Origin of the sequence: Pseudomonas syringae group sp. J248-6 (assembly GCF_032586995.1) — a bacterium.
Classification (GTDB): domain Bacteria; phylum Pseudomonadota; class Gammaproteobacteria; order Pseudomonadales; family Pseudomonadaceae; genus Aquipseudomonas; species Aquipseudomonas amygdali.
Map to the genome: position 1 here is coordinate 19,476 of NZ_JAWHOP010000001.1, position 19,810 is coordinate 39,285.

Here is a 19,810-nt window from a genome sequence, read left to right on the forward strand (position 1 = left end):
GATGAACTTCACTTCACTCGCCGCTGACCTGGTCATGCAGGATCTGGTCGATTGCCTGCTGGCTGAAGATTTCTTTGGTCGCGAGCCATTGAGCCTGCAGGACACCGCTCACTGGCAAGCGCGCCACCCGCAAGCCCCAAAACTTGAAGGGCAGAGCAGCACACAACAAATCTGGGAATGGTGCTGCGATGACTCGGAGCAGCGCTTCATCAGCGTCGCGCTGCGCCCAGGCATTACTCAACAATGGGAGAAAGTGCCCGGCACGCCGGTGCTGGGCCGTCAGGCTGAGCGCTGGACGCAGTTGTCCCCGGAAGAGTTCATGAAATGGGTGTTTGCCGGTAAAGCAACGCTGCTTCAGGACAGCGAGCGTCAGGACAATGAAAAGGGCATAGCGCTGTTTCTGGATGTATTGCGCATCAGTGTCTGGCAGACCGCGTTGTCGCTGGACCATAAAGTCGACGAGCACAACCTGATGGCACAGGACGGCGCTACGTTCTTCAGGACGATGGAGCAGTGGGCTTCGCTGCGTGATCGCCCATACCATCCACTGGCCAAAGCCAAGCAAGGGTTGAACGAGCAGGAATACCAGCAGTATCAGGCCGAGTTTGCCCGGCCGGTGGCGCTGAACTGGGTCGCCGTCGACAAAACCTTGCTGCAATGCGGTGACGGAGTAGGGGATTTGAACGAATCTTTCCCTGCCCGCCACCTGCTGCCAGAGAATCTGCAAGCAGTCCTCAAGCAGGAACTGCAACAGCGCGGCATTGCCGACAGTCACGTTGCGCTGCCGGTTCATCCGTGGCAATTCGAGCATGTTCTTCAGGTCCAGCTGGGCGACGCGTTCGCCAGGGGCGATTGCCAGCGTCTGGACTTCAGCGAGGCCGCGGTATACGCCACCTCATCGCTGCGTTCGATGACGCCGTGCTTCGACAGCCCCGATTACCTCAAATTGCCCATGGCGATCTATTCGCTCGGCGCGTCCCGCTACCTGCCAGCAGTGAAAATGATCAATGGCGGGCTGAGTGAAAAACTGTTGCGTCAGGTTGTCGACAAGGATGAAACCCTCAGCCGCTCGCTGCACCTGTGCGATGAGCGCAAATGGTGGGCGTTCATGCCACCCCAGGCCACTCTGTTCGACGAAGGTCCCCGGCACCTTTCGGCGATGGTGCGAGGCTATCCGGCAGCCTTGCTCGACGATCCGGACTGCCGCCTGCTGCCGATGGCGGCGCTGGGTACACCGTTGCCAGGCAGCAATCGGCATTTCTTCGATGAGTGGATGGACTATCGCGACCTGCCGCGCAATCAGGCTTCGGTACTCACGCTGTTCCGCGAGCTGAGCCACAGTTTCTTCGACATTAACCTGCGCATGTTCCGCCTGGGCATGCTCGGCGAGGTTCATGGCCAGAACGCAGTCATGGTCTGGAAAGCCGGCGAAGCACAAGGGCTGTTGTTGCGCGACCACGACTCGTTGCGTATTTTCGTGCCCTGGCTTGAGCGTAACGGCATGCGCGACCCGGAATATCGAATCAAGAAAGGCCATGCCAATACGCTTTATCATGACCGCCCTGAAGACCTGTTGTTCTGGCTGCAGACACTGGGCATTCAGGTAAACGTGCGGGCAATCATGGATACTCTGGCCCAGGTGTATGAGGTACCGGTCACAGCGCTGTGGACGGTATTGCGCGATGTTCTGGATAATCTCATTACAACCATCGAATTTGACGACGAGGCGCGTGCCATGATCAGGCATCAACTGTTCGAAGCCCCCAACTGGCCGCAGAAACTCTTGCTTACACCCATGATCGAGCGCGCAGGCGGGCCGGGTAGCATGCCGTTCGGCAAGGGCGAGGTGGTCAACCCGTTCCACAGGTTGCGCCGTGCAACCTGACCAACCTTTGCATCCTTCGCGGCGCAGGGTATTGCGCCTGTCATTGGGGTTACTGGCGCTGCCCGGTATTGCCTGGGCAGAGCCATTGCGTGCAACGCCACCAAGAGTCGTCACGCTGTTTCAGGGGGCGTCCGACAGCGCCGTGGCCCTGGGCGTGACGCCGTGCGGCGTGGTGGATTCCTGGAGCGAAAAACCGATGTACCGCTACCTGCGCCCGGCGCTGGCGGCGGTGCCGCATGTGGGCCTGGAAACCCAGCCTAGCCTTGAAGATATCGTGCTGCTCAAGCCCGATCTGATCGTCGCATCACGCTTTCGCCATCAACGCATCGCGCCGTTGCTTGAGCAGATCAGCCCCGTGCTGATGCTGGAAGAGGTGTTCGAGTTCAAGCGCACCCTGGCGATGATGGGCGCTGCCATGCTGCGTCAACAGCAGGCCATGGACCTGCTGGGCCAATGGCAACAGCGTGTGACGGCGGTGCGCAGCCGGTTGCAGGAGAAGTTTGCCGGGCGCTGGCCGATCACCGTGTCGGTGCTCGACATTCGTGAAGATCATATCCGCAGCTATCTGCCTGCCAGCTTTGCAGGTTCGGTGCTGACCGAACTGGGCTTCGCCTGGACGCCCGCTGCCCGCGAAGCAACGGGCGTTTCCCTTAAACTCAGCAGCAAAGAGAGTTTGCCTGTGGTCGATGCCGACCTGTTTTTCATTTTTCAGCGCGCGGACAACAAAGCCGCGCAGCAAAACTACGACAAGCTGGTCCGACACCCGTTCTGGCAACAGTTGCGCGCGGCCCAGGATGGCCAGGTATGGCGCGTGGATGCCGTTGCCTGGAGCCTGTCCGGTGGCATTCTGGGTGCCAACCGCATGCTCGATGAAATCGCTCGCGTGGCCATGGCGGATAGTCCCTCATGACGGCTGCGGTAAAACTGGGTCTGGGATTGTTGGTGTTGATAGCGTGCATGGGATTGAGCCTGGCAACCGGAGCCACCTGGATATCGCCCTCTGCGATTGTCCAAAGTGTGTGGCAGCCCGATGCGCTGAGCGCTATCGAGCATGTGCTGCTCGATACGCGCCTGACGCGTACCCTGATGGCCATCGCCGTGGGTTCCAGTCTGGCGGTTTCTGGCGCGCTGATGCAGGCTCTGACGCGTAACCCGCTGGCCTCGCCCGGCCTGTTCGGCATCAATGCCGGGGCGACGTTTTCGATCATTGCCTGTTCGTCGTTGTTTGCGCTTTCATCCATGAGCCAGTGGCTGTGGTGCGCGTTCATTGGCGCGGCGGTAGCAGGGACTATTGTCTGGGTCATCGGCAACCGCGGGCAGGGCAGTCTCAACCCATTGCGAATCGTGTTGGCCGGTGCGGCTATCACCGCGCTGTTTACCGCGTTCAGTCAAGCGTTGCTGGTGGTCAATCAGGACGGTCTGGACACCGTATTGTTCTGGCTGGCCGGTTCCTTGTCGGAACGCGATCTGGCCACCGCCGCGCCATTACTGGTATGCGTAGTTGTGGCACTGGCCGGGTCACTGGTGCTGGCCGGGCAGGTCAACGTGCTCAATACCGGAGAAGCCATCGCAACCGCACTGGGCCAGCGCACAGGTTTGATTCGCCTGCTGATGAGCATCGTGATCATTGCCTTGGCGGGCAGCGCCGTGGCGTTGGCCGGGAGCATTGGTTTCATTGGCCTGCTGGTGCCGCACATGGTACGCAAGACACTGTCCATCGATCATCGCTGGCTGCTGCCCGGCTGCGCGTTGCTGGGCGCAACGCTGTTGCTGCTGGCCGATACGCTGGCGCGGGTGGTAATCGTGCCTCAGGAAGTGCCGGTGGGCGTGATGACCGCACTGTTCGGCGCGCCGTTCTTTATTGCGCTGGTTCGCCGGGGGGCATGTTATGGATAGGCATCTGACCCTGCGCTACTGCGGTTTTTCCCGGCAGTTCAGCCTGACTGCATTGATACGTCTGTTGATCGGCGCAACGCTGACATTGCTGATCGCTCTGGGCTCGCTGGCCGTGGGCAAAATCAACCTGTCGCCCGAGACCCTTTTGAATGTTTTTACCGGTCAGGCGGATGCAAGTCTGGTCTTTATCGTCGAACAACTGCGCATGCCCCGGCTGGTGCTGGCAGCACTCGTCGGCGCGGCACTGGCGGTGTCCGGGCTGATCCTGCAAAGCATCATCCGCAATCCGCTGGCTTCGCCGGACCTGCTGGGTATCACCAGCGGTGCCAGCGCGGCGGCAGTGCTGTATCTGTCATTCTTCTCGGCTGCTTTGGGGGCGCAATTTCTGCCCTTGGCGGCAATCTGCGGTGCAGGTCTTGCCGCACTGGTCATCTATCTGCTGGCGTGGAATCAGGGCGCTTCACCATTGCGCATGGTGCTGATCGGGGTAGGGGGGTCGGCCCTGCTGGCAGCAGTGACGACGTTCGTTCTGGTGTTCAGCCCGCTGACCACCACCTTGTCGGCTTATGTCTGGCTGACCGGGAGCGTGTATGGTGCCAGTTGGCCGGAGCCCCGCGCCCTGGCGGGCTGGCTGTTGCTGACTTTACCGCTGCTGGTGCTGCTTGCCCGCCAGGTGCGCATGCAGCAGCTCGATGATGATCTGGCTCAGGGCATCGGTGTGCGCGTGCAATGGCTGCGCGCCGGGCTGCTGCTGGTGAGTGTTGCGCTTGCAGGTCTGGCGGTTGCGTGGGGCGGGGCGATTGCCTTTGTCGGCCTGATTGCGCCGCACATTGGCAAACGCCTGATGCCACCGGGGTTTACCGGGCAGGCGCTGATGGCGGCGCTGATCGGTGCCAACCTGGTAATGCTCGCCGACCTGGCCGGGCGCACGCTGTTCCTGCCGCTGGACCTGCCCGCAGGGATTTTTGTCGCGGTTCTGGGCACACCGTTTTTTCTCTACTTATTGATCAACCAGCGGCATTAAGGAATTACGGATGGCGTCAATCGCAACCCATGACCTGACCCTGAGTTACCAGCGGCAGGTGATCATCGACAGCCTTGATCTGCAGTTGCCCGCGGGCCAGGTGACCGTGCTGATCGGCAGTAACGGTTGCGGCAAAAGCACCTTGCTCAAATCCCTGGCGCGTCTGCTCAAGCCGCAGCAGGGCACTGTGGTGCTCAACGGTGCCGATATCCACCAGAAATCCACTGCTACGGTCGCGCGCGAACTGGCGATTCTCCCGCAAATGCCAAGCGCGCCAGAGGGCATCAGCGTACGTCAACTGGTGGCGCTGGGCCGTTATCCCTATCAGAACTGGATGCAGCAATGGTCCGTTCAGGATGAAGCCATGGTCGAACGGGCACTGGCGCAGACCGGTATGCAGGAACTGGCCGAGCGGCCCGTTGATGCCCTGTCAGGCGGCCAGCGTCAGCGCGCGTGGATCGCCATGACGCTGGCCCAGGATACCGACATCGTATTGCTGGATGAGCCGACGACCTTTCTCGACCTGGCTCATCAGATCGAAGTGCTGGACTTGTTACGCGACCTCAATCGCCAGGAAGGCAAGACCATTGTCATGGTCCTGCATGATCTGAACCTGGCTTGCCGTTATGCCGATCACATGGTCGCCGTCCACGAGCGCACCGCCTTTGCCCAGGGGCGTCCGGCCGACATCCTTAGTGAAGCACTGGTCAAGCAGGTCTTCGGCCTTAATTGCCGGATCATCGCCGACCCGTTCTTTGGTACGCCGCTGTGCATTCCCTTTGGCCGGGAACTGCCGCAATGAGCCTGGCACAGGCGTTCAGCGAGCCCGAATGGGCGCTGCTGTCCGGGGCGTTGCGCCTCAAACACGCAGTTGACCGCGATACCCGCTCGTTGCCAGCCCGTGCGTTGCTGGACGACAACGTGTGCGAACAATTGCTTGCAGCATTGGGGCCGGTCATCGGCTCTCCGACGCAGGCGATCACCGCGTCACTGCTGGCCAAACGCTTTTCCTTCCTGAGCACCGGTGCCTGCCTGTACGCCATGTCGGTCTACGACAAGGGCTTGATCCTGTCGCTGGACAATAGCGTGATCGAATACGCACACGATGACGGCCTGTGGACCTCCTCAATGCCCTTGGACGACTTAACACCTGTGGGTTATGAACAGGGCACCCGCGAGGTGTGGCGTGAGGTGATTGTCGGCACCTTGTTCCGCGACCTGCTGCAGCCGCTGTGGGAAACCTTCAACCGTATCACTGGCATTTCCCGGCGCATCCTCTGGGAAAACACCGCCGTACGTGTCTATTCGCTGTACGACAAACGCATGGAAAAGGTTGAAGACCCGGCGATTCGACAGCGCTGTGATGCGGATTTCGACTGGCTGCTGAATCAGGCCGACCCGGCACTGTTCGGCCTGAACTACAACCCGTTGAAACACTTCCGCCGCCCACCGGTTTTGCTGGAAGCCGAGGGCAAAAGCATCCGTTTTCGACGCACCTGCTGCTTCTATTACGACGCCAGCAACCCCGTCGAGTATTGCTCGACCTGCCCGTTATTGAGGCCAAAAAAATGTCGATGAACAAGCACATTGCACACCGTCAGCAACAACTCAGTGATGCCGTGATAGAGCAATACCGGGGCATTGCCGCCTCCACCATCGGCCACCTGACTGACAGTGGTTATCTGCCAGGGATCAGACCGCTGTTCGACGGCGCTCGTCTGGTCGGCAACGTGGTTACAGTCAAAGTAGAGATGCCCGACGGCAGCATCCTGCGCGATGCATTGCTTAACAGCCTGCCTGGCGACGTGCTGGTCATTGAATGCGTTGGTGACGATCATTGCGCCTGCTGGGGCGAGCTACGTACCCTGGCCGCGCTCATCAAGGGCCTGGCCGGCGTAGTCATATCAGGTGCGGTTACCGACGTCGCCGCCTTACGCGAACATCGTCTGCCGATATTCAGCCGAGGTATCAGTGCTGTGACCACGCGAAGCCTGGGGGAACGTGGTGAACTCAATGGGCCGATCAATATCGGTGGGGTTGTTGTTAATCCGGGAGACATTGCCATTGGCGATGACGACGGAGTGTTCATCCTGAGTGCGCAGCAGGCGAGTGAGTTGTTGCCTGGGTTGCTGGCCAAGGAACAAGCGGACCATGACAAACGGGAGGAGTTTTTGCGACGACTGGACAGGGATGAAGCACCTGCTGCCGGTTAGCACATTAATCCAGCAGAGACGCATTCTTGAGTAGATCAAACAGCCCTTCAGGTACAAGCGTAGATTCGCGGGTAAAACTGGAACCAGAATGCCACGCAGCCTTGAAAGTTGCCCCGCCGCTTTCAAGGCCATCCAGCCAGGGCTTCTTATAGATTTCTGCGTCGTCAAATATTGCATCGTAGACCTGGACGATCTCGTGCCCTCGCTTGCCCGCGTAGGTAAAAATGCTCTCCAACGTGCCAATCAACCGAACGTTGCTGATCGAAAAGCCCAGTTCTTCATACACTTCCCGGACCACGGCATCGATACTCCGTTCGCCAAATTCAATGCCTCCGCCAATAGGGCGAAAAAGCGTTCGCTTTGCGACCGCGTCGTGAAATTCGTTGACCAGTATTTTTCCCTGGTGGTGAAAAACGCAAAGAGCGAGGGCACGAATGCGCGGTTCTGACATGAATAAAACTCCTTTCCAGCGTTCTACATGACTATACACAGACGCCATCAGCGTGTTGTTCAGCTATTATTCAGGTGGGTAGCTGGCAGACAGCCAGCTTACAAATTAATTCCGTGCAAACTTACAATTAATCGTCATGTATTAACCGTTATCGTACGACTAAAACGGCAATCTGGATCCCAAATCAGACTTCAGAATTTATATCAGGATTTTCCGGCGTTTAGTTGACGAGGGCGCTAAAGATTTCGCTTCTATGACCGATGAAGGTGGCAAGCCCAAACTGTCCCGGATAGCCGCAATGTTTAACTCTCAGTTGAAAAAAACCAACAAGGCATTGGAGCGCCGCCTCGCCATGCTTGAACAGGCAGGGCAAATTCTGAATCTGGAGACAGTTGCCGCCGTTCTGGACGGGGCGGGCAAAGTGCAGTCAGTCAATGCCTTGTTCGAGACAGAGCTGAGCTATGCACAAGCCGAGATTGCCGGGCGCAGTCTTTCTGAACTGAGCCCGCCAGAACTGAGCGGTGATGTTCACCAGAAGCGCGCCCTGGCGGCTATTCGGGACGGCAAACATTTCAGCGGCACCTTGCGTCTGGTCAGCAAAACAGGGGCCAGAGTGTGGCTGAGAACCGTGGTCGTTCCCTTTAAGAATGAAACCGGCGGTGTGGAACAGATCACGCTGTACTCAAGCGTTTTGACGCGCACCATTGAAGCCTCTCGCGAGAACGAAGCCCTCGTGAACGCGCTGCAACGGTCCACCGCTGTTATTGACTTCACCCTCGATGGAATAGTCATTACAGCCAATGACAACTTTCTGAAAGCAATGGGTTACGAGTTACATCAGATAAAGGGAAAACATCACAAAATGTTTTGTTTGCCTGAAGAGTCTGCCTCCGACGCCTATACGCTGTTTTGGGAAAGGCTGCGTCGAGGTGAATTTATCGTTGACCGTTTCCGGCGCGTCGACAAGTCCGGTCGTGATGTATGGCTGGAAGCGTCCTATAACCCGATTACCGACGCCAATGGCAAGCTCTATAAAATCGCCAAGTTTGCAACGGTGATTACTGAACAGGTTGAGCGTGAGAAAGCTGTCGCTGAAGCGTCGGAGATGGCCTATCAAACATCTATCGATACCGACGGCAGTGCACAGCAAGGCCGAAAAGTCATCAAGGACACCCTGCAGATGCTGGGCCAACTGACAATTTCGATGGAAGAGGCCACGCGGGGCATCGAGGCACTGGACTCTCAAAGTCAGGTCATTGGAACGATCATAAAAACCATCAGTGGAATCGCCGAGCAAACCAATTTGCTCGCACTGAACGCAGCTATTGAAGCCGCGAGGGCGGGCGAACAGGGCAGGGGGTTCGCGGTGGTGGCCGATGAGGTACGCCAGTTGGCCTCACGCACGACCAAAGCGGCAGAAGAAATCGTAAACGTCGTGAAGACCAATCAGAGCCTTGCTTCAGATGCCGTGGGCGTGATTGTGCGCAGTACCGAGCAGGCTTCCGAGGCGCTGGTGCTGGCTAACGATGCAGATCGTGTCATGCAGGAAATCCAGCAAGGCGCCAACACAGTAGTTCGAGCCGTCAGTCGGTTTGTCGATCAGCGCTCGAGTTAGTTGCAAACGGCGGAACACTATCGAGCCCGGTAGTGTTCCCGGTCATCATCCTGGCAAGGGGCAATAGGGCTTAGCGAATGCCGGTAAGCGTGAAGTCTGGCGACCGCTGAACTGCCTGCAGTCGTACACCTGCCGTCATTCGAGCGTAGCGTTCATGTCATTCATTCGCAGTCCGCACATGGTTCGTAAATACCTTTACACCCTGTTGTGGCTTTACCTGTTTTCTATTTTTTTGTTGGCCATAGCGTGGGAATTCAAGCTTGAGTCCTTCGCTATGTACGCCATGAACTTGCCGTATGATCAAGACTTCGAAGATGCCGAGCGTTGGCGTTTTGTATTGACGTCGACCGGGTTTGCGTTGCTGTCGATGGTCGTACCGTTCATTCTTTTGAAGCGCCTGATGCAACGCTTGCAAGACAGCTACAACGACTTGCTGAAGTCGCAGGCGCTCAGCGACTCTCTGGCCCGTCACGATCCTTTGTCTGGCCTGCTCAATCGGCGCGTGTTTCACGAGCAGCTGGTTGCGCGCCTGGAGCAGCCATCTTCGCAAACCGCCGTTTTCCTGATCGATCTGGATAAATTCAAGCTGATCAACGACACCCACGGGCATGCAGTGGGAGACGCGGCGATTTGCGCCGTTGCGGAAAGTCTGCGAGACGCGACAATAGGGTGGCAGGCTTCCGTAGCTCGACTCGGCGGGGACGAGTTCGGCCTGGCGGTCAGTGGTGACTTCACTCAGGTTGAACTGGCAACGCTGGCTGAAAGTGTGTTGGCTAAAATCGCAGCGTCCAGCGCGAATTTTCCGCGTTTAGCGCTGAGTGCGACCCTGGGCATTGCGATTTCGCCTTTGGACGGTTCGGATGCCGACATCCTGCTACAGCATGCCGACAGCGCCATGTACAGAGGCAAGAACGGCGGCCGCGCCACGTTTAACTTCTATGAAGTCAGTTTCGAGCGCGAACAACGCCATCAGGAGCTGTTCGCGCAGGAATTGAGGCAGGCTATTGAGCACAACCAAATCCAGCCGTTCTATCAGCCTATTGTCAATCTTCCGAAGCAACGCCTCGCGGGCTTCGAACTATTGGCGCGATGGCTGCACCCCGAGCGTGGAACTATCATGCCGCTTGACTTCATACCCGTGGCAGAACAGTTGGGGCTAATCAAGCAACTCACTGAAAGTCTCCTGCTTCAGGCCTTCGATCAGGCGCGTGACTGGCCCAGCGACTTTACGCTGTCCATAAACGTCACTTCATTGATGATCGAAAGTGTCGATTTTCCCGACTGGTTGGCCCACGTGGCCAGTGAAGGTCAATTTCCACTGAGACGGCTGGAAGTGGAAGTGACGGAAAATGCCCTTGTGGCCAATGTCGACAGTGCACGCCTGAACCTGGAGCGCTTGCGCGCTATGGGTGTGAGCGTAGCGCTGGACGATTTCGGTACGGGCTATTCGGGTCTTTACCACCTGACCAAACTGGCCATCGACAAAATCAAGATCGACCGGTCTTTCTTTGACACCTCACTGGATAACCAAAATGAGATGGTCAAAGCCATCCTCGCTCTGGGAAAAAGCCTGCGCATGAAAATCACCGCCGAAGGAGTGGAGCACGAGGAACTTGCAGACTGGTTAGCCTCCCACGAGTGCGATTTCGCTCAGGGTTACTTGTTCGGACGGCCCTTGCCTTTGGCCCAGGTGACAGCACTGCTGGCAATGGCCGAGCCCGAAGTGCCGATAAGGGCGCGCGCCAGTGCCGGGTAGCACGAACGTCGGGCGTACAGGATGTGGCGCGCCACTAATTGCAAGCTATGGTGCACGCCGAAGCGTAATCCGGGTCAACTCCGAAGGCTGGCCAAGACGAATGGCAAATCCGGGCCAGAGTGCGGTGCCGTTGTTGACGTACAGCTGCATCCCGCCGACATCATAAAGCCCCGACACAAATCCCCCGTTGGCCAGGGCCAGCAGGCGGTGAAGACCGAAGATCATTCCGCCATGGGTATGGCCGGAAAGTTGTAAAGCCACCCCTTTAGCCGCGGTTTCTCGCGCGTTTCTCGGTTGATGGTCGAGCAGGATGATCGGTGTGTCTTTTGCGATGCCTGCTATGGCTTTTTCAACGTCTGGCGCGGGGAAGCCGGTTTTTGGTGCGGTCACATCGGTGACGCCAGCCAGAGCGATCCATGCGCCGTCGCGCTCGATCAGGGTGTGGCTGTTGGCGAGTGGCACCATCCCCAGCGAGACAAAGTGCTGCATCCACGTCTGGTTGTCGAAAAAGTATTCATGATTCCCGGGTATGACATACACGCCGTCAGGCGCCCGTAAATCGCGCAACGCTTCGACATCCTGCTTTCGGTTGTTGAGTGAGCCATCGATCAGGTCGCCGGTGATGACGATCAGATCCACTCCCAGCGCATTTGACTGCTGCACCACCGCTTGCGTCCATGGTGCGTCAAACAGGCGACTCATGTGCATGTCAGTCAGTTGCAATACTTTGTAGCCCTCGAATTGCACAGGCAGGTTTTTGATCGCGATCTGGATGTCTTTCACAGGCGGCACGCGCACGGCCTGCTGGACGCCGATTGCCGCCAGTACCAAGGCCGCCAAACCGATGACGTAGCGCAGATTAGCCGGAATGGTCAGTGTTTTCCGGCGCAGCAGCATCGTCAGCAACGTTGCGATATCGACGATGATTTGCAACACCGCAAGCAACAGGATCGCGCCAAACGCCCAATTGAACAGCATCACGACGGAGCGTGGAAATTCCGGCGAAAACACGCTCCCGGAGGAAAACCGGCAATACAGATGATATTGCGAGGCTAGAACAAGCGGCAGAGCAACGGCAATTCTGGTTGATAGCGCCCACGGCATTGGCCATAAGAATCTGGCGATAACGTACAGGCAGGGCAGGCTGAACATAACGTGAAACATCAAAGCGCTCCTTTAGTCGTCCGCCGATAGTAACGGCTCGCCTCTCGATGCGTCGACCGATGGGCTCCGAATCAGTTGACTGGGGCTTTTACTCACTTGATTCATAAGCGGATGAAGCAACACCCGATACTGGAAACGTGGTTGGTGCCGCTTTCGGCTGCGGGCCCGGCCTTGCTCGCGATCCTCCCTTCATGGAGCGGGTTTTCAGTACCTTTTTTTTGGGGGGGGATGACTGAGAATGCCGGAATGGCCGGAAATGGCATCCATAAATAAACGTATGGATGCATTAAGCATCCTAATCGCAAAAAGCCATCTCTTAATTGACGCTAAGGTCGGCACTCATGGTTAATGGCTGCAACGCTATTCAACGTAGAGTTCGCCGCCATGCTCAAATTCTCATCTCGTTTAAACGCTGTTTTCGGAGCCTTGACCGGGCTGGCTTTGCTGATCGGTGCAAATGCCGCAATGGCGGGCCAGACGTTACGTTTAGCCCATGCCTCAAGCTCCAGCAGCCTGATCAATCAGGCAATGACACGTTTTGCTGCCGAGGTCAGCGCCGAGACGAAAGGCGAATTGAACGTACAGGTCTATCCCGACGGGCAATTGGGTGACGAAGCGCCTATTGTCGATTCGGTCGGCGCAGGAGCCATCGACATTGGCCTGGGCGGCTCGACTGACGGCATTGATCCACGCCTGAATGCGCTGTCGCTGCCATTTCTGTTCGAAGATTCGGTCGCCGTGCATGCCTACCTCGATAGCGCAGCCGGCAAGAAATTCCTCAGCATGGGCCAGGACCATGGCTTCGTCATGCTCTCGGCGCTGGACTCTGGCTTTCGCCAGTTCGCCAACAGCAAACACCCGATAATTCAGCCCGCAGACCTCAGTGGCCTGAAAATACGCACGCCGCCTAACCCCGTGATCCTGGCAACTATCAAGCAACTGGGCGGACTGGGGCAGTCGATTCCGTTTGGCGAGGTTTATACCTCGCTGCAATCGGGTGTAGTGGACGGTGTGGAGCCCGAGCTGCGCGATTTTTACGACCAGAAGTGGTATGAGGTCGCCAAATATGTCTCGCTCTCGAACTACGTGTGGTCGGCTAACTTCTGGTTCATCAACAAGGACAAGTACGAAAGCCTGAGCGCAACTGATCGGGCTGCTCTCGACAAGGCCGTGGTAGACACCACAGCCTGGTATCGCTCGCAGCTGGAAGCGGTGTACAGCAAGATTCAGCAGGAAATGCAGGGCAAAGGCGTGAAGTTCAATGACGTCAACCCGCGTCCATTCCGCGAGTTGAGCAACCCGGTGTATGCCCAGTTCGGCAAGGTCTGGGGCGAAGACTTCGTCAGCCAGCTGCGGCACGACGCGCAAGGCGAGTGACGCCATGTCTATCAGCCCGCATCCCGACCAACCACCCAGCAGCCTGGCTGAACGCTGCCTTCCTGTATTCGGCTCGCTGATGTTCGCCGTGACCTTTCTGTCCATTCTGGCGGGCGTCCTCTCGCGTTACCTGAATCTGCATGGCTTCGAATGGTCGTTCGAGATCGCCACCATCGGTTTTATCTGGGTGACGTTCATTGGTGCCGTGATCGCTGAAATCAGGCACGAGAACGTGCGATTCCAAGGGCTGGTGAGCATGCTGCCAGTCACTCTGCAAAAGGCGCTGGATGCCTTTGCCAGCCTGGCCCTGCTGGGGATCAGCGCGTGGCTGCTGAGCAGCGGTGTGGCGTTTATTTCACGCACAGGCTGGATGCCGACCCCGGTGCTGCGCTGGCCGGCAGGACTGAGTTCACTGGCGCTGATCAGCGCTGCCGCAATGCTCGCGATACTGGCCGTTGTGCGCCTGGCACGCCTGATTCGCAACGGAGTACGCCCATGACCGTGCTGATCCTTTTTCTGGCGTTTTTCTGTTTGCTGATGGCGGGCTTGCCCGTCGTCTGGGCGATGGCCGGTGGCAGTATCGCGGCCCTGCTGTGGGGTGATCTGCACATGCCGCTGGCCTGGCTCGCCCAGCAAACGTTGCGCGGTGCGGACTCATCCACCCTGGCCTCTATTCCATTGTTTCTGCTGGCCGGAGAGTTGATGAACCGTGGAGGCCTGACGCTGCGCATCATGCGCGTTGCGGAGCACTGTTTCGGGCGTTTGCGCGGCGGACTGGGGCTGGTGAACGTGGCCACTGCGTTCGTCTATGGCGGTCTGACCGGATCAGCCACAGCCGATACCGGTACCGTTGCCAAGGTCATGATTCCAGTGATGGAAGCACGCGGCTACCCACGTGCATTCGCCGCCGCTGTTACCGCAGCCTCTGGAACGCTGGGCATTATCGTACCGCCGAGCGTCATCCTTATCATGTTCGGCGTGCTGACCAATACGTCCATCGGTGGTCTGTTCATGGCCGGCGTGATCCCTGGCCTGATGCTCGCCGCAGTCTTCATGATGACCGCCTACATCGTCGGGGTTCGCGAGGGCTTTCCAAAAGCCGAAGGCAAGATGGACTGGGGCCTGTTCCTGCGTGACACCGGTGGTGCGCTGCCTGCATTGTTGATGCCGTTCATGGTGCTCGGGGCGATAGTGACCGGCTTTGCCACGGCCACCGAAGCGGCGTCGCTGTCGGTACTCTATGCGCTGTTCGTCGGAACCATTGTCTATCGACAACTGGGCTGGCGCGATCTGTTCCCGGCCGTGACCGAAGCGGTGACCACCACCGGCTCGGTAATGATCATCATGGCCGTGGCCATGCCGTTTGGCTGGATCCTGACCTTCGAACTGGTGCCCCATACCGTGGCGACCTGGATCGTCGGCCTGCATACCGGACCGCTGATCACCATATTGCTGGTGATTCTGGTGCTCAAGGTCGTCGGTTTCTGGCTTGACCTCGGCCCGGCGATGATCATCCTGGCCCCCATTCTGGTTCCCGTTGCCAAGGCGGCAGGTTTCGAGCCCTATCAGATCGGTCTGATCTTCACCATGACCCTGGGCTGGGGGCTGTTCACTCCGCCTATCGGAACCAACATCTTTGTGGTGTGCAACGTAGGGCGTATTGATATCGGGGCTGTATCACGACGATTGATACCGTTCTGGATCGCCACGGCGTTTGCCATCGCCTTGCTGGTGTTTTTCCCGAATCTGACCCAATGGTTGCCCCGCGTCATGGGCTATTGATACCTCCCATTTCCTGAGAATAAAGATGAAACATTTGATCGGTGGAATTTCCAGCGGCGGCCGCGCTTTGCCCGAAATCGACGGCCAGGCTTTCAATGTCACGCGCTCCAATGGGCCATGGCTGTGGGACAGCAAGGGTGTGCGCTATGTGGATACCGCAATGGGTTTTGGTGCAACCATGCTGGGCCATGCTCAGGTGGAGGTCATGGCAGCGGCCAGTGCAGCAATGCTCAACGGCCCGATGCCTTCCTTTGCCCACGCGGACGAGGAGGCCGCTGCTGCCGCATTGGCGACATTCACCGGCGATCTCAGCCAGGTGATATTCCTCAACACTGGCAGCGAAGCCGTGCACCTGGCCTGCCGCACCGCGCGCGTGGCGACGGGTCGCCAGCGCATTGTAAAGTTCGCTGCCGGCTATGATGGCTGGTACGACTCGGTAGCCTTTGGCAATGCGGGGCAGGCCTCGGCCTTGATGAGCGGCACAACCCGGCCTGAACGTGATGGCATGCTGCTGTTGCGCTACAACGATTTTGAGGATGCCGAACAACTGTTTCGCGATTACAGCGACATCGCGGCCCTGGTGGTGGAACCCGTGTTGGCCAACGCGGGCTGCATCGAGCCTGCGCCGGGCTATTTAAAGCACCTCAGCGATCTGGCTCACCGTAATGGCGCACTGGTTATCCTGGATGAAGTGTTGATGGGGTTGCGCCTGTGTCCAGGGCTGACCGGCACGCTGCTGGGTGCCGAGCCTGATCTGGCCACGGTCGGCAAGGCAATCGGCAGTGGTATTCCGGTCGCCGCGCTGGTTGGCAAACCCGAATACATGGGGCTTTTCGAGCAGGGAAAAATCGTACGCGCCGGCACCTACAGCGGAGCGCCGCCAGCGTGCGCTGCAGTACTGGCAACCCTCAAGCAACTGGCGACCGCCAACTATGCCGCACTGCTGACACGCGGTGACCAGCTGCGCGCCCAACTGGTCGCAGCCTTTGCCAGCAAAGGCATGGCCGTGAGCAGTACGGGTTACGGGTCAGTGTTCACGTTATGGCCCTCGGCGACGCCACCCAGAACCTACGCCGATGCGGCGCATGTGGCTGACAGCGCGTGGACACTCGCGCTGCACAAGGCGCTGCGCCGCGAACGGGTCATGAGCATGCCGTTTGCCTTTGGCCGAACTTACCTGACCTTTGCGCATCAGGAAAAAGCGCTGCAAGCGGTACTTGAAGGTTACAAGGCTGCGATCGCCTCGCTTTGAGACTCGCTTTCAGAACGGCTTTCGGCCTGAAAGCAATCACGGACGAAATGCGCCAGGCGGCGGGTATTCAACAGGGCATGTTCGGGCACCAGCAGCTCCAGTTCGATGCTTGGCAGCCGGGGCAACTGCTCGGATTTCAAGATGCGCCAGCCAGATGGAACAACTGAAGCGGGCAATACCGTCACCGAGGTGCCTAGCCGAACCGAATGCATGACGCCCGGCAGATGAGATGAAGAACTGACCACCCGCCAGGGCGTACCCAACATATCCAGCGCTTCAATGATCTGCGGACGCGCCCGGCAGCTTTCGGTAAATAACGACAACGGCAAAACCTTCTGCTGCTCGGGAAAATGCCCCGGCGCTGCGCACCACAACATCGGTTCGCACCTAAGTAACTCACCCTGCACCTTGGTACCGGAGCGGGTGATGATCGCCAGGTCGATGCTACCTTCGGTAATCATGGACTCGAGGCGAGAAGAAAAATCACAGATGATTTCTACCTGCAGATGCGGATGGCGCAGGGTGAACGCCTGCATGAGCTCGCAGCCCAGCGACTCAAGATAGTCATCCGGCATGCCTATACGAACGCGAGTGGCTTCCTGCCCGCAATCGAGTGCGGCAAGCGCCTCGTCTTCGAGCATCTGGATACGCCTGGCGTAGCCGATCAGCCGTTCACCGTGCTCCGTCAGCGTAACGCCACGGCGAGATCGCTCCAACAGCTTGCGCCCGACCCGGGCCTCCAGCCGGCCCAGCATAAGGCTGACAGCTGCCTGGGTCTTGCCGATACGCTCACCGGCAGTGGTGAACCCGCCGCAATCGATGACAGCAACAAAAGCAGCAAGGCAATCGGTATCGAGATGGCGCATGGGGAGACCTCGGGTAAAACCTGGTAAGCGAGGTCTATGCACGTTCCATTCCGTTAAGTGCCGTTACGAGAAGTACAGCAACTTGAAAGTCACGACCGAAGCTTTTCATTCGCCTGGCTGTTGAGCTGACGCTGCATATCCCAGCAACGGTAATGATCTGTCAGCGTTTCCGTGATGGATCTATATTTGATGCCCAGATCATTCAGGCTGCGCTGGTTATCCACCACAAAGCGAATGCCAAGGTGCTTGCTCAGATAATCCTGAGTGAGCCCGAAGAATGGACCAATCAACCTGACAATAGCGTTGGGAATGCGGTAGCGCGGCAATAACCAGGGGCGTCGATGTAAGCGGCGCACAATGCCAGCTATTTCCACGAAAGAAATCATATGTTGTTCAGCAAGGATATAGCGACCCTGAGCGTCAGCCTTGTTTGCTGCGATGATATGGGCTGCCGCTACATCCCTGACGTCCACGGTAGTCAGACTCAGGTCGGGCATGCCATAGAAGAAGTAACCGCGGAACATTTCATCCAGAAGAAACAGGCTTCCGGAGTCCGAGGCAGGTGTAAGAGAAGGACCGAGAATCATGCCCGGATTGATAGTGACCAGACTCCAGCGCGTCTGCTTCTCGCAGATCCGCCATGCTTCTTTCTCGGCCTCTACCTTGGCGTAGTGATAGGGGTTGGTTTCAAGCGTGCTGCTGGTATTGAAATAGTCCTCGGTCAGGGTCTTGTTCTTCATGTGCAGAACGTCAATGTAATCGCCAAAGATTGCCCCGACGGTGGAGGTCATGACCACACGAAGGACACTGGGCGTTTTATCGACACTGCTCAGAACGTTCCGGGTGCCCAGCAGTGCAGGCTCAAGCATTTCCCGGCGGCCGTCCTTTATTTTTTCAGGCAGCAGAAAGGGCGACGCCACATGATGGACGACCGTGCAGTCGTGCATGGGCGCATCAAACGCGCCGTCTACAAGAAGATCTGCTTCGAACAGGTAAAGTTTGCCTGGATATTGCTTTTGCAACGTCAGCAGAGGAAGCACTTTTGCCCTGTTGGTGAGGTTGCGCACGGTGGTATTGACGACATTGCCCCTGGCAAGCAGTTGCTGAATCAAGTGGCAGGCCACAAAACCGCCACCCCCGGTAACAAGCACTCGTTCTGTCATCGCGGCCCATCTCTTGTTTGATTATTTATGGAGAGCAGAGAGCTACGATAAACAACCGGTCACAGAACGATCAGGGGTTGAGCGGACACAAAAGGGGGCGGCAGCGGACGTTCGATGATCACGTATGTTCTAGCGAGTACATGAAAACTCAGGAAGTTGACAGGCGCTGGATGTCTTTTCGAAATTGTTGAATTTCGTATCTGGCCTCGCGGGGCGTTACCCCGGTCCAGCGTTTGAACGCTCGACGGAAATCACGAATATCGCTGAAGCCGGTTTCAGTCGCAACGTCGATCAATTTCGTTTCACGGTGGCTCAGGAGTGACAATGCCCTGGCCCTACGTAGCGAGTCGATAACGCCCTGATAGGATTGGCCCGCCTCGTCAAGACGACGCCTTAAGGTGCGTTCGCCGATATTGAGCTGTTGCGCAAGGTCATTGAGTGACGGCGGAGCGCAGAGACGCTTGCGTATTTCCCGTTGAACGGTTTCGACAAGATCTGACGTGCCTTTATCTTCCCAGTTTGCACTGTCCAGCAACTCTGCCACTTCTGCAGCCACGAAGTCATCGCGCGTCAACAATGGAATGTCCAGCCACCGGGCATCGAATTCGATCAGGTTGTGAGCACCGGCAAATACCACCGGGCAGCGGAATATTTCGCTGTATCGTTGCCGGTGCGCAGGCTCTGGATACTCAAGCTCGATGCGGCTGGGGAGCATCTCATGATGCCCAGTCAGATGTCGGGCGATGGCCATCGCGCTGGTGAATGCCTCTTCCAGATAAAAGCTGATCACGTCAGGGTCAAAGAACTGCGGCACCATGTAGGTCAGGCAGCGACCTTCATGAAGCTCCATTCGATGGCGGAGCAGGGCACCGGCATGTTTCTGATAACGGAGAGCCAGATCCAGCGCGTCACCCAGCGTGGGACTGGCCTGCATACCCAGTCCGACAATGCCCCATGACACTGCTGTCTGGCGCTCGCCGACCGACAGACCCAAGCCGTCATCACCCAGCACCGTGATTGTCCGGCGTACCAGCAGGTTGCTTTGCCGATGCGACAGAAGATAGCCGGGCTTTTTCAGGTCATCAGGGGCAAAACCCAGGCCACGGCATAGCCACTCGGCATCGACGCCACGTTCGGTCGCATATTGCAGGAGCATGCGCGATACCTGCGGCGGAGCCGAGGCTTCAGAGAACAGTGGGTCAGCAATGAGTTTCATGTTGATCCGGACCTTTTACAAACAGGTTTTATTGTTTTATCGAATCACAGCATGCCTGAAAAAGCAGCCAAAACACCCCTCGAATCGTTAAATTAATCATCGACCCGATCAGGCAGCCGAACAAGTCCGTTACCACCCCCTTTTACGTCC

The 19,810-nt window shown here is 57.8% G+C and carries 18 protein-coding genes; 13 read left to right on the forward strand and 5 right to left on the reverse strand.

Annotation, left to right across the window (positions count from 1 at the left end; all coding sequences use genetic code 11):
• Position 1 precedes the first annotated feature (1 nt).
• Genes RYC17_RS00080 through RYC17_RS00110 form a run of 7 tightly spaced genes read left to right on the forward strand, consistent with a single transcriptional unit; the run spans position 2 to position 7,018 of the window.
• Positions 2-1,885 (forward strand): IucA/IucC family protein, encoded by a 1,884-nt coding sequence (locus RYC17_RS00080; protein WP_122280341.1) that lies wholly within the window; start codon positions 2-4, stop codon positions 1,883-1,885.
• Positions 1,875-2,795, forward strand: a complete 921-nt coding sequence (locus tag RYC17_RS00085; RefSeq protein ID WP_058401347.1) for an ABC transporter substrate-binding protein — start codon at positions 1,875-1,877, stop codon at positions 2,793-2,795. The genes RYC17_RS00080 and RYC17_RS00085 overlap by 11 nt, the downstream gene beginning before the upstream one ends.
• Positions 2,792-3,781, forward strand: coding sequence for an iron ABC transporter permease (locus tag RYC17_RS00090; RefSeq protein WP_316902053.1), 990 nt, complete (start codon positions 2,792-2,794; stop codon positions 3,779-3,781). Before RYC17_RS00085 ends, RYC17_RS00090 begins: the two co-directional genes overlap by 4 nt.
• Positions 3,774-4,805: an iron ABC transporter permease gene (locus tag RYC17_RS00095; RefSeq protein ID WP_316902055.1), complete on the forward strand. Its 1,032-nt coding sequence runs from the start codon at positions 3,774-3,776 to the stop codon at positions 4,803-4,805. The genes RYC17_RS00090 and RYC17_RS00095 overlap by 8 nt, the downstream gene beginning before the upstream one ends.
• Before the next feature lie 10 nt (positions 4,806-4,815).
• On the forward strand, positions 4,816-5,607 hold the full coding sequence (locus RYC17_RS00100) for an ABC transporter ATP-binding protein (protein ID WP_058401350.1): 792 nt from the start codon (positions 4,816-4,818) through the stop codon (positions 5,605-5,607).
• Positions 5,604-6,383, forward strand: a complete 780-nt coding sequence (locus RYC17_RS00105) for an IucA/IucC family C-terminal-domain containing protein (RefSeq protein ID WP_316902057.1) — start codon at positions 5,604-5,606, stop codon at positions 6,381-6,383. The genes RYC17_RS00100 and RYC17_RS00105 overlap by 4 nt, the downstream gene beginning before the upstream one ends.
• Entirely contained in the window at positions 6,380-7,018 is a 639-nt protein-coding gene (locus RYC17_RS00110; RefSeq protein ID WP_316902058.1) for an RraA family protein, read from the forward strand. The genes RYC17_RS00105 and RYC17_RS00110 overlap by 4 nt, the downstream gene beginning before the upstream one ends.
• Before the next feature lie 4 nt (positions 7,019-7,022).
• Here RYC17_RS00110 and RYC17_RS00115 read toward each other — a convergent pair whose 3' ends face one another.
• Positions 7,023-7,469: an NUDIX hydrolase gene (locus RYC17_RS00115; protein WP_122258688.1), complete on the reverse strand. Its 447-nt coding sequence runs from the start codon at positions 7,467-7,469 to the stop codon at positions 7,023-7,025.
• 253 nt (positions 7,470-7,722) lie between these two features.
• On the opposite strand from RYC17_RS00115, the gene RYC17_RS00120 reads away from it, so the two are divergent.
• Positions 7,723-9,084, forward strand: coding sequence for a PAS domain-containing methyl-accepting chemotaxis protein (locus RYC17_RS00120; RefSeq protein ID WP_080396298.1), 1,362 nt, complete (start codon positions 7,723-7,725; stop codon positions 9,082-9,084).
• A gap of 154 nt (positions 9,085-9,238) precedes the next feature.
• A complete protein-coding gene (locus RYC17_RS00125; protein ID WP_316902062.1) occupies positions 9,239-10,840 on the forward strand; it encodes a putative bifunctional diguanylate cyclase/phosphodiesterase in 1,602 nt (533 codons plus the stop codon).
• A 45-nt stretch (positions 10,841-10,885) separates the two neighbouring features.
• On the opposite strand, the gene RYC17_RS00130 is transcribed toward RYC17_RS00125, so the two are convergent.
• Positions 10,886-12,004 (reverse strand): metallophosphoesterase, encoded by a 1,119-nt coding sequence (locus RYC17_RS00130; protein WP_057402969.1) that lies wholly within the window; start codon positions 12,002-12,004, stop codon positions 10,886-10,888.
• Positions 12,005-12,388: 384 nt separating this feature from the next.
• On the opposite strand from RYC17_RS00130, the gene RYC17_RS00135 reads away from it, so the two are divergent.
• From RYC17_RS00135 to RYC17_RS00150, 4 genes are read left to right on the forward strand one after another with little or no spacing between them, the layout of a single operon-like run.
• Positions 12,389-13,381, forward strand: coding sequence for a TRAP transporter substrate-binding protein (locus tag RYC17_RS00135; RefSeq protein WP_316902064.1), 993 nt, complete (start codon positions 12,389-12,391; stop codon positions 13,379-13,381).
• Positions 13,382-13,385: 4 nt separating this feature from the next.
• On the forward strand, positions 13,386-13,880 hold the full coding sequence (locus tag RYC17_RS00140) for a TRAP transporter small permease (RefSeq protein ID WP_316902065.1): 495 nt from the start codon (positions 13,386-13,388) through the stop codon (positions 13,878-13,880).
• Positions 13,877-15,163, forward strand: coding sequence for a TRAP transporter large permease (locus RYC17_RS00145; protein WP_058408592.1), 1,287 nt, complete (start codon positions 13,877-13,879; stop codon positions 15,161-15,163). The genes RYC17_RS00140 and RYC17_RS00145 overlap by 4 nt, the downstream gene beginning before the upstream one ends.
• A gap of 25 nt (positions 15,164-15,188) precedes the next feature.
• Positions 15,189-16,415, forward strand: coding sequence for an aminotransferase class III-fold pyridoxal phosphate-dependent enzyme (locus RYC17_RS00150; protein ID WP_122258692.1), 1,227 nt, complete (start codon positions 15,189-15,191; stop codon positions 16,413-16,415).
• Here RYC17_RS00150 and RYC17_RS00155 read toward each other — a convergent pair.
• From RYC17_RS00155 to RYC17_RS00165, 3 genes are all read right to left on the reverse strand, one after another.
• On the reverse strand, positions 16,388-17,281 hold the full coding sequence (locus RYC17_RS00155) for a LysR substrate-binding domain-containing protein (protein WP_122258693.1): 894 nt from the start codon (positions 17,279-17,281) through the stop codon (positions 16,388-16,390). The two genes, RYC17_RS00150 and RYC17_RS00155, sit on opposite strands and share 28 nt — an antisense overlap.
• A gap of 89 nt (positions 17,282-17,370) precedes the next feature.
• Positions 17,371-18,444, reverse strand: a complete 1,074-nt coding sequence (locus tag RYC17_RS00160; RefSeq protein ID WP_122258694.1) for an NAD-dependent epimerase/dehydratase family protein — start codon at positions 18,442-18,444, stop codon at positions 17,371-17,373.
• Between the two features lie 148 nt (positions 18,445-18,592).
• Positions 18,593-19,660, reverse strand: coding sequence for an AraC family transcriptional regulator (locus RYC17_RS00165; protein WP_122280347.1), 1,068 nt, complete (start codon positions 19,658-19,660; stop codon positions 18,593-18,595).
• Positions 19,661-19,810: the final 150 nt, after the last annotated feature.

Excerpts from the sequence above, each read along its gene's own strand:
- RYC17_RS00080 (WP_122280341.1), top strand. The coding sequence starts at position 2 with ATGAACTTCACTTCACTCGCCGCTGACCTGGTCATGCAGGATCTGGTC.
- RYC17_RS00090 (WP_316902053.1), top strand. The coding sequence starts at position 2,792 with ATGACGGCTGCGGTAAAACTGGGTCTGGGATTGTTGGTGTTGATAGCG.
- RYC17_RS00095 (WP_316902055.1), top strand. The coding sequence starts at position 3,774 with ATGGATAGGCATCTGACCCTGCGCTACTGCGGTTTTTCCCGGCAGTTC.
- RYC17_RS00100 (WP_058401350.1), top strand. The coding sequence starts at position 4,816 with ATGGCGTCAATCGCAACCCATGACCTGACCCTGAGTTACCAGCGGCAG.
- RYC17_RS00105 (WP_316902057.1), top strand. The coding sequence starts at position 5,604 with ATGAGCCTGGCACAGGCGTTCAGCGAGCCCGAATGGGCGCTGCTGTCC.
- RYC17_RS00110 (WP_316902058.1), top strand. The coding sequence starts at position 6,380 with ATGAACAAGCACATTGCACACCGTCAGCAACAACTCAGTGATGCCGTG.
- RYC17_RS00115 (WP_122258688.1), bottom strand. The coding sequence starts at position 7,469 with ATGTCAGAACCGCGCATTCGTGCCCTCGCTCTTTGCGTTTTTCACCAC.
- RYC17_RS00120 (WP_080396298.1), top strand. The coding sequence starts at position 7,723 with ATGACCGATGAAGGTGGCAAGCCCAAACTGTCCCGGATAGCCGCAATG.
- RYC17_RS00125 (WP_316902062.1), top strand. The coding sequence starts at position 9,239 with ATGTCATTCATTCGCAGTCCGCACATGGTTCGTAAATACCTTTACACC.
- RYC17_RS00130 (WP_057402969.1), bottom strand. The coding sequence starts at position 12,004 with ATGTTTCACGTTATGTTCAGCCTGCCCTGCCTGTACGTTATCGCCAGA.
- RYC17_RS00135 (WP_316902064.1), top strand. The coding sequence starts at position 12,389 with ATGCTCAAATTCTCATCTCGTTTAAACGCTGTTTTCGGAGCCTTGACC.
- RYC17_RS00140 (WP_316902065.1), top strand. The coding sequence starts at position 13,386 with ATGTCTATCAGCCCGCATCCCGACCAACCACCCAGCAGCCTGGCTGAA.
- RYC17_RS00145 (WP_058408592.1), top strand. The coding sequence starts at position 13,877 with ATGACCGTGCTGATCCTTTTTCTGGCGTTTTTCTGTTTGCTGATGGCG.
- RYC17_RS00150 (WP_122258692.1), top strand. The coding sequence starts at position 15,189 with ATGAAACATTTGATCGGTGGAATTTCCAGCGGCGGCCGCGCTTTGCCC.
- RYC17_RS00155 (WP_122258693.1), bottom strand. The coding sequence starts at position 17,281 with ATGCGCCATCTCGATACCGATTGCCTTGCTGCTTTTGTTGCTGTCATC.
- RYC17_RS00160 (WP_122258694.1), bottom strand. The coding sequence starts at position 18,444 with ATGACAGAACGAGTGCTTGTTACCGGGGGTGGCGGTTTTGTGGCCTGC.
- RYC17_RS00165 (WP_122280347.1), bottom strand. The coding sequence starts at position 19,660 with ATGAAACTCATTGCTGACCCACTGTTCTCTGAAGCCTCGGCTCCGCCG.